9 protein-coding genes and 1 rRNA gene are annotated in these 14,589 nt (G+C 40.2%); 6 read left to right on the top strand and 4 right to left on the bottom strand.

From position 1 onward, the window contains the following. Positions 1-17: 17 nt before the first annotated feature. The 6 genes from JN11_RS09240 to JN11_RS09215 all read left to right on the top strand — a co-directional run bounded on the left by JN11_RS09240 (position 18) and on the right by JN11_RS09215 (position 11,686). A complete protein-coding gene (locus JN11_RS09240) occupies positions 18-2,903 on the top strand; it encodes a ligand-binding sensor domain-containing protein (protein WP_144911902.1) in 2,886 nt (961 codons plus the stop codon). Between the two features lie 265 nt (positions 2,904-3,168). Further along, complete coding sequence (locus tag JN11_RS09235) at positions 3,169-6,141, top strand: SusC/RagA family TonB-linked outer membrane protein (protein WP_144911900.1); 2,973 nt, start codon at positions 3,169-3,171, stop codon at positions 6,139-6,141. A 17-nt stretch (positions 6,142-6,158) separates the two neighbouring features. Continuing rightward, positions 6,159-7,652, top strand: a complete 1,494-nt coding sequence (locus JN11_RS09230; RefSeq protein ID WP_144911898.1) for a RagB/SusD family nutrient uptake outer membrane protein — start codon at positions 6,159-6,161, stop codon at positions 7,650-7,652. Positions 7,653-7,663: 11 nt separating this feature from the next. After that, positions 7,664-8,524: a LamG domain-containing protein gene (locus tag JN11_RS09225; RefSeq protein WP_246138973.1), complete on the top strand. Its 861-nt coding sequence runs from the start codon at positions 7,664-7,666 to the stop codon at positions 8,522-8,524. A 96-nt stretch (positions 8,525-8,620) separates the two neighbouring features. Beyond that, positions 8,621-10,303 carry a glucoamylase family protein gene (locus tag JN11_RS09220; protein ID WP_144911896.1) on the top strand — a complete coding sequence of 561 codons (1,683 nt, stop codon included), beginning with the start codon at positions 8,621-8,623 and terminating at the stop codon, positions 10,301-10,303. A 33-nt stretch (positions 10,304-10,336) separates the two neighbouring features. After that, on the top strand, positions 10,337-11,686 hold the full coding sequence (locus JN11_RS09215) for a glucoamylase family protein (protein WP_144911894.1): 1,350 nt from the start codon (positions 10,337-10,339) through the stop codon (positions 11,684-11,686). 75 nt (positions 11,687-11,761) lie between these two features. Here JN11_RS09215 and JN11_RS24645 read toward each other — a convergent pair whose 3' ends face one another. The 4 genes from JN11_RS24645 to rrf all read right to left on the bottom strand — a co-directional run bounded on the left by JN11_RS24645 (position 11,762) and on the right by rrf (position 14,390). Continuing rightward, entirely contained in the window at positions 11,762-12,031 is a 270-nt protein-coding gene (locus JN11_RS24645) for a hypothetical protein (protein ID WP_211360710.1), read from the bottom strand. Positions 12,032-12,049: 18 nt separating this feature from the next. Further along, positions 12,050-13,102 carry a cobalamin-independent methionine synthase II family protein gene (locus JN11_RS09205; RefSeq protein WP_144911892.1) on the bottom strand — a complete coding sequence of 351 codons (1,053 nt, stop codon included), beginning with the start codon at positions 13,100-13,102 and terminating at the stop codon, positions 12,050-12,052. Between the two features lie 325 nt (positions 13,103-13,427). After that, entirely contained in the window at positions 13,428-13,976 is a 549-nt protein-coding gene (locus JN11_RS09200) for a hypothetical protein (protein WP_144911891.1), read from the bottom strand. 302 nt (positions 13,977-14,278) lie between these two features. After that, positions 14,279-14,390 (bottom strand): 5S ribosomal RNA (gene rrf / locus JN11_RS09195). Positions 14,391-14,589 lie beyond the last annotated feature (199 nt).

Here is a 14,589-nt window from a genome sequence, read left to right as displayed (position 1 = left end):
TTTTTCAATGCCCTGTTATGTACAAGAAAGTCCTGATTATCATTTTTATTATTGTTGGGCTATGGCATGCACATGCTGCTAATATAAAAAGTATTGGTGTTCCCTATGTTCAAACTTACAGTAAGACCCTGTATCAATCCGGCAACCAAAATTGGTCAGTCACCAGAGATGAACATGGGGTAATGTATTTCGGCAATGCAGAAGGTTTATTATCATTTGATGGAAAATACTGGCAGCTATACCGCATGCCCAATGGCCTCATTGTACGTTCCGTGGCTGCTGATGGAAAAGGGAAAATATATGTTGGCGGCTTTGGCGAATTTGGATACTGGGAAAATAACAAACAGGGCTTTTTAAAGTACAACTCTTTAACCAAGCTGGCAAAATCTTATTTACCCAATGAAGAAATCTGGAAAATATATGTAGACAAAGACCGTGTTTTATTTCAGTCATTTGGAGCCATATTTATCTACTCAAATGGTAAAATAGAGGTTATCAGGGCTTCTAATCCATTTCTTTTCTTATTTAAAACCGGCAGCCGCTACTTTATTGAACAGGTAAATGCAGGTCTTTTTGAGCTTAAAAACAATCATCTGGAATTGCTACTCGGAAGTAAATTACTGGGAAATAGCGGTGTATTATCAGTATTACCATTTCAGCAACATAAATACCTTATTGGTACTGCAAAAAATGGCCTGTTTATTTATGATGGCATTCAAATTAAGCCCTGGAATAATCAGGCCAATGATTTTTTAAAAACTTACCAGTTAAATAATGGTGTACCTATCTCCGGCAAATATGTCGCGTACGGCACTATTTTAAACGGCATTGTAATTATTGATACCCTTGGAAATGTTGTACAGCACATTAACAAATCGAGCGGGCTGCAAAATAATACTGTCCTGAGTTTGTTTACCGATCCTGAGCAAAATCTCTGGGCCGGCCTTGATAACGGTATCGACCGAATAGAGGTTAATTCGCCCCTTTACTTTTATTTTGATAAAACGGGTAGATTTGGCACCGTCTATTCCAGCATTATCTTTAATAAAAAAATATACCTGGGTACCAACCAGGGACTTTTTTATAGCAATTGGCTCCCCGGCGGAAATAGTCAGCTCCTGCAAACATTTGATTTTAAACTCATTCCGGGAACCCAGGGTCAGGTATGGGACCTCTCCTTGCTGGATAATCACCTGCTTTGCGGGCATAACGATGGAACATTTCAAATAAACGGCAATACCATTAATAAGATATCCAATATAAATGGCGGGTGGACTATAAGGAAACTGCGGGACGACCTATTGATACAAGGAACATATACCGGCCTGGTGATCTACAAAAAAGACGGAAGTGGCAATTGGATATTTGACCATAAAATAGCTGGCTTTGGTGAACCATCCCGCTATGTGGAGCAGGATAGCAAAGGACAGATTTGGGTAAGCCATGCTTATAAGGGTATTTACAAAATTGTTTTAAGCAATGATCTTCAAAAAGTTGTATCCAAAAAATATTATGATAAAAAATCGGGGTTACCTGACAGCTATAATGTAAATGTTTTTACCCTGGATAACCAGATTGTTTTTTCATCCGACTCTGGCTTTTGTGTTTATGACGATATCAGCGACCGGTTTTATAAATATGAACAGCTTAACAAAATGCTGGGCACATTTGCATCATCAAACAAAATAATTGCAGCTATCGGTAAAAAATATTGGTTTATTAATCATGGGCGTGTTGCTATTGCCGATCTTTCCGTTCCGGGGAAATTAACTATTGACTCCAATCGTTTTGCCTCACTTAACGGACAGATGGTTCAGCATTATGAAAATATTAATCTTATTAATAACTCCATTTATTTGATAAGTATTGATGATGGCTTTGTGATATTAAATGATGATGACGCGCTTTTATCCAATAAAATTGAATTGCCGGAAGTATTGATCAGAAAAGTGGAAAATATTACCGACAAAGTAATACCAATCAGCGAAACCAGCAATAACCTTCAAAAGATAGAAATTTCTTATTCACAGAATAATATCCGCATTGCTTACTCCCTGCCCTATTACCGTCAAGCTAAAATTAAATACCAATATTATTTGGATGGATATTCAAGACAGTGGAGCGATTGGACATCACAAAGCCAAAAGGAATTTACCAACCTAAATCAGGGCACTTACAAATTCAGCGTAAGGGCCAAAATTAATGATGAAACCATATCACATATAACTATTTACACCTTCACCATTTTACCTCCATGGTATTTATCTGGTTTTGCCATTATTTTTTATTTACTGCTCATTGTATTGGCTTTCTATATTTTCAGATATTATTATCGCCTAAAATTAAAAAGGCATCAGCAATTTATTCATGATAAACTTGATCGCGAAAAAGAAGAATTCCTAAAACAGGAAAGTATTGCCAATGAGCAACAGATAGTAAAGATTAAAAATGAGCAATTACAGGCCGACCTGGCTAGTAAAAGCAGGGAATTAGCCAACTCGGCAATGAACTTGGTTTACAAAAATGAATTACTGCTGAAAATAAGTGAAGAAATTACACATTTAAAAGATAGCTCGGGAAAAAACCTATCAGAAGAGCAGCTACGCAGAATTCAGAAGGTAATAGATGAGGGTATGAACGACGAACGCGATTGGAACATATTTGAAAGTAGTTTTAATGAGGCGCACGAAAACTTCTTCAAAAAATTAAAGTCCAATCACCCCGACCTGGTTCCTAATGACCTTAAACTTTGCGCCTATCTCCGCATGAATATGAGCAGTAAAGAAATGGCATCACTTTTAAATATTTCATTGCGCGGAGTTGAAATAAGACGTTACAGACTACGCAAAAAGCTAAATCTGGAACATGATAAGAATCTGGTTGAGTTTCTCATCGAGCTTTAATACTACATCATTACCTCTCATAGCCATTATTACATGATGTAGTGCCTGTAACAAGTTTGTAGTATGTATATTGTACACTATCTATTTATAAATAATTCATTATTAAATAATTACAAAATAAATAAAAACAACATGAGAAAGTGTTTGTTTGATGATGTAATAATGTAGAGTAATAATATTTGTTAAAAATCTATTATCTCCTCAACTTCGAATTACAAAAAACCAATTTTTTTAACCGACTTCTTTAAAATTTCAATTAACCACTATGAAGAGAATTTTTACAATCTCAGGGTTAGTACTATTGTGTTTATTTTTTACCAATGCTACCTGGGCACAGAGCCTTACCGTTAAAGGTAAAGTTACTGATGCCATCACAGGCGAGACCCTTGTAGGCGTCAGCGTTTCAGTAAAAGGAACATCAACAGGTACACAAACCGATGTAAATGGAGCATTTTCAATTAATGCGCCATCTAATGCAACCCTCGCATTTTCTTATATAGGATATGCCACACAGGAAACTGCCATAAACGGGCAGAGTACTATTAATATAAAGCTTCAATCACAAAACAATGAACTGCAGCAGGTAGTTGTTATTGGTTATGGTACGCAAAAGAAGGTTGACGTAACAGGTTCCGTTTCAACGGTAAAAGGGAGCGACCTTGCCAGCCAACCAGATCCTAACCCAATAAGTGCATTGCAAGGAAAGGTAGCAGGTATCCAAATTGTTAATTCAGGTACGCCCGGCTCATCTCCGCAAATCACTTTAAGGGGTGTAGGTACTATTTTTGGCAGCACTACGCCATTATTTGTGGTTGATGGGGTTTGGTATCACGATATCAGTTTCCTCAACTCAAATGATATTGAAACTATGAGTGTATTAAAGGACGCCAGCAGTGAAGCCATTTATGGTTTGGAAGCAGCCAACGGTGTAATTATCATTACTACTAAAAAAGGCAATGGGGCTCCGAAGGTAAGATATGACGCTTATGTTGGTTTTTCAACCCCTACCAATGTACCGGTAATGGCAAATGCTACTCAATATGCCACTATGGTTAATGAAGTTAACGGGGCACCAACTTTCCCCAATCCATCAGCCTTTGGTACTGGTACCGATTGGATCCATCTGATATTGCACAATGCTTTTACACAAAATCATAATATTGGTATTGCAGGCAGTACAGACAAAACTTCTTACAATTTTTCAGCAGGTTATTTCCAGCAGGATGGTAACGTTTCTTACAATACCTACGACAGGATCACTACTCACTTATATCAGGACGTAAAATTATCTAAATTTCTAAAAATCGGTTATACAGCCATTTTAGAAGGTGATCATTCAAAGGATTTACCGGGTGGGATTATGTACAAGGCTTATACCGCCGCACCTGTTGTACCTGTACGTTATGCTGACGGAACTTATGGCGATCCCGGCGATTTTCCGGTTGGTAATCAGGTAAGCAATCCGCAGGTAACATTGGATTATTTTAACCAAACTACTCAAAACTACAGGTTCAATGGTAATGCATTTGCCGAATTAAAGTTCACAGATTATCTTTCATTCCGCACCAGTTTTGGTGGCACCTTTGCTCACCAGGAGGTACAGGCTTATACCCCTGTTTACCAGGCAACACAGGGTCAGTTTAATACCATTAGCGAACTAAGCCGGAATACCGTTGATGATCGTGACTGGATTTGGGAAAACACCTTAACTTTTGACAGAACATTTGCTAAAGACCATCATTTAACTGTATTAGTTGGACAATCATCACAGCGTTACAAGGAATACAGTGAAGATGCAACCGCACAAAACGTTCCTGACTATACCAGTGGCGATCTGTACTTTAAGTTGGGAAATAACCCTACGCTTACGGATGCAGGAAGTCTGGAAACCCGCGAATCTTATTTTGGACGTGTAAACTACGCATTTAAGGATAAATACTTATTAAATGCAACCGTAAGGCGCGATGCTTCTTCTGTTTATAGCGATCAATACAAATGGGGTACATTCCCTTCGGTTGGTGCAGGCTGGGTAATATCCAATGAGGATTTTATGAAGAACCAGCACATTTTTGATAACCTGAAATTAAGAGGCAGCTGGGGCGAAGCCGGTAACGGAAGTATTACGCCTAACCTGGCAACCTTACAAAACCAGCAATATATATCAAACCTTGGCGGGGGCAGTAATTTACAAATCGGCTCGGGTTTAACGTCTTTAGCACCACCGGTTATTTATTGGGAAAAAAGTGTAGGTACTGATATTGGCCTGGAAACAGGTTTCTTGAATAACCGGCTAACTTTTGAAGCTGATTATTATATTAAAAAGACAGAAAACGCAGTATTCCCCGTACCTATTTTAGGTTCATTAGGCGCAAGCAGCGGCACGCTTACGGCTAACCAGGCTACATTTGAAAACAAAGGGTGGGAGTTTACCGCCGGCTGGAAAGACCATATCGGTCATGATTTTAGCTATTCCCTAAACGGAAATTTCAGTATCAATAACAATACAGTTCTTAGTGTATTATCAGGTGCTATTCCACTTTATGGTGGTGGTAACGGTGCATCGGGTGGTAGCTTTACAACGCGAACCATTGTTGGACAACCTATTGGCGAGTTTTATGGCTACCAGGTGGTTGGCATTTTCCAAACGCCTGCACAGGTGGCAGCACAAACCATCCAGCCAAATGCTCAGCCTGGTGACGTAATATATGGCAACAACGGTCAAAAAACCAACCTGGGGAATCCAAATCCTAAATACCTTTATGGTTTAAACACCTATTTTAAATACAAATCTTTTGATTTAGAAGCAGATATTTCCGGTGTTGGCAAAGTAAGTCTGTATAACGCCAATGAAGCCATCAGATACGGCGATGAAAACTGGACCCGGGATTTTTATAATAATCGCTGGCACGGTGCAGGTACATCCAATACCACTCCTTCGGCCTTTTTGAGCGATGCAGTAAATGGTCAGCCTAACTCTTTCTATGTACAGGACGGCAGCTATATAAGAATTCGTAACCTGCAAATTGGTTATAACCTGCCTCCGTCAGCGCTACAAAAATTGAAGATCAGCAATCTGCGTGTTTATATTTCGGGCCAAAACCTGGCAACATTTACCAAATATAAAGGCTTTAATCCGGAAGTACTATCTACCGGAACTAACGGCATTAACCAGGGTATTGACACAGGTTTGGTTCCTATCTATGCCATATTTAATTTAGGTGTAAACGTTACATTTTAACTATAAAATATTAAGTTATGTTAAGTAAGAACAATTACTTTATCAAGGTATCAGGTATAGCATTTATGGCTGTAACTATTATTTTGGCGGGCGGATGTAAAAAGAGTTTTTTAAATCCACCTGTGCAGGGGTCATTACCATCTGCACAATTATATACCAACGCTACGGGTGCTGCACAAGGCATCAACGGCATATACGCTAATTTGGGAACATATGCACAAACAGCTTTCCCTGCTCTTGCAATTGAAAGCATGGGTGGCGATGAGGTACAAAAAGGAAGTACTCCTGGAGACTCACCAAATATGGGCGTTTATCACAACTTTACCCAAACCGGTGCTGAATCCGGCTTTGATGACAGTTTTTGGGGCGGCCAGTATGTATCCATCAGCTTATGTAACCAGGCCATTGATAGCATCCCGCAAATAAACATGGATGCTTCATTAAAAACACGCTATGTTGCCGAAGCTAAATTTGTAAGGGCTTACAACTATTTCAGGCTTGTAAGAGCTTATGGTGATGTACCGTTAAGGTTGCACTATCCAAAATCAGCAGCTGATTTTAACTTACCACGCACACCAAAAGCACAGGTTTATGCGCAAATTGAGCAAGATCTTACAGACGCAGCATCAATTTTACCACAAACCTACAGTGGCCTTGATATTGGTCGTGCTACCAAAGGAGCCGCGCTTGCATTGCATGCAAAGGTTTCCATGTACGAAGGTAAATGGAGCGATGTGCTTACTTATACCAATGCGGTAATAACCTCGGGTGTTTATTCTTTATTCCCTGATTTTGAAAAGTCATTCCGCGAAACCAATGAGAATAACCCGGAGGAAATTTTTGAGATTCAGAATGCTAATACTGCCAGTAATTCATTGGCGTCAACCAGTCAGTACTCACAGGTGCAGGGAATTGCTCCTACTTACGGATGGGGTTTTAATGTACCAACGTCTGTATTGGTAGCTGCATTTGAGACGGGTGATCCAAGGCTAAATGGTACTATCCTGTTTGCAGGCGGTACATCAGCAGAAGGTGATGCTATACCAGCTTTAGGAAACGGACATGTAGATACCATGTATAATTATAAATCATATGTTCCTTACAGTGATCCGATATTAAATGGTAATCCGGGTGCTGGTCAGGACGTTCGCGTTATCCGCTATTCCGATGTTTTATTGATGAATGCTGAAGCATCTAATAACCTTGGCAATACCACACAGGCATTAACTACACTCGAAATGGTAAGGGCACGCGCCAGAGGGAGTAATACCAGCATACTGCCAAAAGTGACCACAACAGATCAGAATCAATTGCAACTAGCTATTTGGCATGAGCGCCAGGTAGAGCTGGCCATGGAAAGTGATCGCTTCTTTGACGTGATCAGACAGGGACGTGGAGCTGCACTGTTTGGAAACCGTGGTTTCAAAGCCGGGAAAAATGAAGTACAACCTATTCCGGTATCAGAGATCACTTTAAGTGGTGGCGTGTTAAAACAAAATCCTGGTTATTAAAAAATATCATCATGAAAAAAATCATCAATAAATATACCATAGCTATTATAATGGCAGGCGTAGGGTTATTATCCTGCGTAAAGAAATTTGATCCTAAAAGTTATGCGCCGCCTTTAAACATTAACGGATACACCAGCGCAAACCAAATTGCTACAACCAACTTAGTAGCACACTGGTCGTTTAACAATACGCTTGCCGATTCGCTTTCAGGAACTGTTGGGGTGGCAACAGGCACCAGCTTTGCATCCGGCCTGGAGGGAGCCGCCCTGCAAGGTGCAAACAACGCTTATGTTCTTAGCAATACCCCAACAGCAATACAAAATCTGCATAGCTTTACCGTTAGTATATGGGTAAAAATGCCTGAAAATACCGATGGCGCAGTAGGCTTAATGGATATGGCCAATAACCAAAGCGGAGGCGCTGGTTTTTGGGGTAGCATGGCTATCTTTTTTGACAATGGCGCCACCGCAACAACTGGCGTGCTTAAAGTGCATGCGTTCAGCATAGCTGGCAGCCCCAATGGCGTTGACGGATGGCTGGGAGGCTATACGGTTAATAACCCATGGAATACCTGGATAAATGTAGCTGTTACGTATGATGATACCGCTTCAAGCTTTGTAGTTTATTATAACGGGTCGTCTGTTGGTACAGCTAAAGTGGCTGGTTTTGCACCTCTTAACTGGACGGCGGCACAACAAATGGTGTTTGGAACATTACAGTTCCAAACTACACCATCATTAACTGCCAATACCGGCGCACAAAGCTGGGCAAGTTATAATACCGGCGAAACCGATGAAGTAAGAATATACAACAAAGCCTTAACCAGCGTTGAGGTTGGTTCACTTGTTGCACTACAACGCAGAGGAAAATAGTTTGATTATTGGTAATTTGATTTGGTTATGAGGTTGTCTGTCTGCCGCAGGGCAGATCAGGCAGCCTCTTTTTGTAATTTTTTAGATTTTTTCAACATGGTATCAGGATTAAGCAATATTAGGATTTATTTAATTTTGGCGGTGTTTTGCATCCTATGCGCATGTTCAAAAAGCAAACAGCCAACACCTGTAACTCCTCCAAACCCATCTTCATTTAGTTTCAATACCTTAAAGGTGAACGGCGTTTTTAATGGATTTACCTATAAAGGTGTAAACACTGTTCCGGTAATCAGGGTATCTTTCTCTGCAGCCGTAAACACTGCTTCCGTTGCTAATAGCATCTCTTTTAAAAATACAGCAGGAACGGCAATAAGTTACACCGCTGCTTACCAAAATAATGATAGTACCATAGTGATTACTCCTGCTGCTTTACAACCAATAACCAAATATACCCTTAATGTCTCCACTGATCTCAAATCTTCTTCAGGCGGAAACTTACAATCAGTAATAACAGTAAATCTTACAACGGCTATTGATACAACCAATAAATTTCCGGTAGTAAGTGATGACCAATTGCTGGACATCATACAAAAACAAACCTTTAAATATTTTTATGACTTCGGTCACCCGGTAAGCGGCCTGGCACGCGAGCGAAATACATCAGGCGATGTGGTAACTACCGGAGGCTCAGGCTTTGGCATTATGGCCCTTGTAACCGGAGTGAGCAGGCAATACATTACCCGCGCACAGGGATTGGCCCGTATGCAGTTGATCGTTGCCTTCCTGAAAAATACAGCACAAACATTTCATGGTGCTTTTCCGCATTGGTTAAACGGATCTACCGGTGCGGTTGTTCCTTTCAGCACACAGGATGATGGCGCCGACCTGGTAGAAACTTCATTTTTAATGGAAGGATTACTTACAGCACGGCAATATTTTAATGCTGCCAGTACTGATGAAACCAATTTAAGGGCCGATATTAATACCTTGTATAATAATGTAGAATGGGACTGGTTCAGGCAAAACGCACAAAATACTTTGTACTGGCATTGGAGCCCCGACTACGGGTGGTCAACCAATATGCAGGTAAACGGTTGGGATGAAGCGTTGATCACCTACGTTTTGGCAGCATCATCAACTACTCACCCCATCCCTAAAATAGTTTATGATAATGGATGGGCTGGTAATGGAAGTATCAGAAATGGAAATACTTATTACGGAACCGTTTTACCATTAGGCCCTGCGGATGGCGGCCCTTTATTTTTTGCCCATTATTCTTTTTTGGGGATAAACCCAAATGGGCTATCTGATGCTTATGCCAGTTACGATGTCCAGAACAAAGCGCATGCTATCATCAACTATAATTATTGTATAGCTAATCCGAATAATTATTATGGTTACGGCAGCAATTGCTGGGGATTAACCGCAAGCGATATTGAAAATGGCGGATACACCGCAAGCTCACCCACCAATGATGTTAGCGTTATTGCACCAACTGCAGCTATAGCATCGCTACCGTATACCCCTACTCAATCCATGCAGGCCCTGCGATTTTTTTACTATAAGCTTGGCGATAAAATGTGGGGGCCATACGGGTTTTATGATGCCTTTAGCCTGGATGATACCTGGTTTGCCACATCAGATGTGGCAATTGATGAAGGGCCAATAATTGATATGATAGAAAATTACAGGAGCGGCTTATTATGGAACTTGTTTATGAGCTGTCCCGAGATAAAAACAGGCATGAAAAGTTTGGGGTTCCAGGGACCTAACCTGTAAATAAAACAATCTGATATTTAGAATAGAATAAAAATGAAAAAAATAATACTCACCCTAATAGTATTCACATCTATCCATTGCCTGGCTCAAAAACCGGCAAAAACAGAAGAAGGAATTAAACCTGTTGGCATTATTAAAAACTTAACTGACAGTGCCCTGCTTGATGTGGTACAACGTCAAACGTTCCGTTATTTTTGGGATTTTGGACATCCGGTAAGTGGTTTGGCCCGTGAGCGCAGTAATGCTGCCTATGACTATGGTAATGAAACCGTAACTATTGGCGGCTCTGGCTTCGGCATTATGAGCATAATTGTTGCCGATCATCGCAAATGGATCAGTCACGAACAGGCAGTTGACAGGATGCTTAAAATTGTTAATTTTTTATATAAAGCCGATGCCTATCATGGCGTGTTTCCGCACTGGATGAACGGAGAAACCGGCAAAACCATTCGCTTCGGACGTAAAGATGATGGCGGCGACCTGGTAGAAACGGCTTACCTTTTCCAGGGATTGCTATGTGCACGACAATATTTTAATGCCGATGACAATAAAGAACTCCATATAAGAGATGTAATAAACTGGATGTGGAACGATATTGAATGGAGCTGGTATACTCACGAAGGCCGGGATAACCTTTACTGGCACTGGTCGCCTAACAATGGCTGGGCCATGAACTTTCCTATTCGTGGTTTCAATGAATGTTTGATTGTTTATGTATTGGCCGAATCAGGTGAAAGATATCCGGTAACTGCCGAAATTTATCATCGTGGCTGGGCACAAAGTGATTTCTTTAAAAATGGAAAATCTTTTTATGGTCATCAACTGCCATTGGGATTTGATTATGGTGGACCGCTTTTCTTTTCACAATATTCATTTCTGGGCCTAAACCCTAAAGGACTAAAGGACAATTATGCAGATTATTGGGTACAAAACACCAATCATACCCTCATTAATCACGATTACTGTGTTGATAATCCTAAGAAATTTAAAGGTTACGGCGAAAACTGCTGGGGACTTACTGCAAGTGATAATTTTGAAGGCTATAATGCCCATTCACCAACAAATGATTTAGGAGTAATTTCCCCTACAGCTGCACTTTCAGCATTCCCTTATACTCCTGAGTATTCAATGAAAGCACTACGTCATTTTTACTATGATCTGGGTGATAAAATATGGGGAGATTACGGCTTTACAGATGCATTCAGCGAGTCGCACAACTGGTATGCAAAATCATATCTAGCTATTGACCAGGGGCCAATTGTTGTAATGATAGAAAATTACCGCAGCGGCTTGTTGTGGAACCTGTTTATGAGCTGTCCCGAAGTTCAGCATGGTCTTAAAAAACTCGATTTTGAAAGTCCTGCTATAAGAGACTCTCACTAAGCAATTTGAATGGGTTTTGCAAAATAGGGATTACCAAAGGTGCGGGTCACCATTATTTTCGCAGCATATCTTTGGTTAGGGCCGGAAGTTTTTGGTAAAGTAAAGCCCCAGATTGTCTGGGGCATTTACTATCAATTCTAAATCTGCGGCAATATAGGCAGCTGTGCGACATTGACTGTCGTGTGATATCACGTTGGCAATCAGCTCTCGTTCGGCCCCTGTAAGAGTAGATACTTCCTGCAACAAGACTTGGGTAAGAACGCGGATGGGTTCACCCGTGTCCCGGCGGTATTCAAGCAAGCCGGTTATACCAGGTAAATGAGATTCAAGTTCTATATGTGGCATATTATTAAATTTTTATGTTTAAGCCGATAATTGCTCTTCCGCCAGTTTTGTACCCTCAATACGTGCTTTTATTTTAGCAAAAGCGGTTTCACGCGTAGTGGATACATCGTCACAAAACGGAGAAAACCCGCAATCATCCGTAGTACCCAATTGGTTTATCGGAATGTATTTAGCGGCCTCCAATATCCTGTCTCTTACTTCTTCTTTTGTTTCAATTTCAGGATTGAGCACATCTATTACACCAATAAATGCCGTTTGATTAGATTTCAGGTATTGCTTTATCGTTTTCAATACTTTTATCCTGTCTGCTTCACTGGCCAGCTGCAGATAAAAGTTACCGACATTCAAATTAAAAAGCTGCGGTAAAAAATCCGCATAATCAATATCCGCACTATGCGTTGAATCATGGTCGCCACCCGGGCATACGTGAACCCCCAGCTTTTGCTGTTCTTCTTTGCTGAAACGGTCGAATACCTGGTTATTTACATCGATAAAATGTTTCAAAACACCGCCAGAGGGATCAAGCTTAAGCGATAGCCTGCCTTCAGTAAAGTCCATCTGCACCTTGAATGCGCCCTGTTCCAGGCATTGACGGATGTCTTTTTCGCACTCATTGAGCAGGTCTGCCATAAATTCAGCTTGTGTATAACCCGGTATGCCGCTTTGCGGGTAGATTAAACTCAGTGCCGAGGCCGAAATTACCGCCTGTTTAACGGGCGTATTCGTTTTTTTTTGAGCCGCTTTCAAATATTTTACAGCATAATTGCCATACCTGAAAGGTCCGCTTGCTAATAATGGCAATTGCCGTGAATGACCGTCCTCAAAATTAATGATCATTCCGTCTGCCGTTAAATTAGACAAGCCCTCAAGAGGGTAAGTGGCAAAACTTGACTTGGTTTGTTCTCCATCGGTGATTACAGGCGACCCTGTTTTTTCAAATTCGCTAAGGGTATCGTCAATAGCGCTTTCATAAATATTATCTAAATTGGCACCGGTTGACTGACCGGTAATGGCCGCGATTAACGCGGGAGTGCGGGGAATGCTTCCAATAGGTTCTGTAGGTATTTTCATAATGTTTACAATTTGCTTGGTGATAAATAATAATATTCGTTGGTGTTAAAATATAATTCTTAGTCTCAAATTCCTTTTATTAGCCTTTAACAATTAAGCAATACTAATCAAGATTAATCGCCTTTTTAATAACCTGACAAATCATTTCAAAAGGCACTATTGAGTAAATCAGGTAGCTTTAAATGCAAAAACGTGCAATAAAACCGGCTATATTTTCAAGGCACATAAGGCGCCCTTATCAGTGGCACAATTAAAGAAACTTAATAAATGAATTGTTAAATCAGACTAGCAGGTGTTACAGATAACTAATAAAAAGAGAGGAAAGTCAGCAAATAGAACGCGGAGGCTGATCGGGTATGGCCTGGCGACGATAAAGCAAAGGTTGAAAAAGCCGTATCAGCATAAGCCTTGTATATTTTACAGGCGTGGTAAATTCATAAGAGGTACTAGCTACAGTTAGCTGACTCAGTAATGCATTTTTGCTATAGGGAACATGATTCTTCGGCAGCACCGGCGGCCCTTTTATATTTTTAGCTACAATTACGTTCTGACTGAATAAATGTGTAGTATTATAGTTGGGTACACATTTCAGGTAGATGGCGGTACGGGTCACTTTCATTTTGACGTAATTATAACTAACGTCTTCAAATTGAATTTGTCCGCTTACGCATGCATAACCTGTCCAGTCAGTAATATTGGGCATATTTACAGGTATTTTAACCTCGGTTAGGTCATTTTTATCATAAAGCCCTTTATTGGTTTGTTCCTTAAAAAACTTTTCTGATAAATAGGAAAGATATTGATGCAACACCAATTGACCACCTATATTACACAGGTAAATCGTGATCAACGCTACAGCAATAGTCTTTTTCAAGCTTACAACATATTTGGTTTCATAAATATGAGGTTTATCAATAAACTTTCAAAATTGCTTTTGAAAGTTTATTGCATATAGCTGAAAGAGTTGAGCCATCAAATAACCATACACCGGCCATTAACTACCCTTATTCTAGACTTGCATGTCGTTAAAATTTATTGTTTATTAATTGCTTTTATACGAGGTGGACACGGCCTAGTGAGTTGCGCTAGAGACAAGATGGCTATATAAAACAAGAAAACCCCTCATCAATTAGATGAAGGGTTACTTTAAGTCCCGATTTTAAATCGGGATTTAAAATTTGGCACCGACCTACTCTCCCACATTTTACTGCAGTACCATCGGCTCTGGCGGGCTTAACTTCTCTGTTCGGAATGGGAAGAGGTGGACACCGCCGATATAGGCACCTGAATATTTTAATTAGATTTGAGTATCAAGATCTGAGTATTGAGATTTTATCTCATGTCTCACATCTATTATCTCCTATCTAAGACAATGATTGAAAGAAGTAAGTAATTGAAAAGACAACAGTATCATTTTGATTATCTGTTTGTTTGGTGTTTGCGAGTAGCAAGGTATTGCTACCTGCTACTCACCATTTCCATTCACG

Origin of the sequence: Mucilaginibacter frigoritolerans (assembly GCF_007830615.1) — a bacterium.
GTDB lineage: Bacteria > Bacteroidota > Bacteroidia > Sphingobacteriales > Sphingobacteriaceae > Mucilaginibacter > Mucilaginibacter frigoritolerans.
This window is presented reverse-complemented; position numbering and strand designations above follow the sequence as displayed.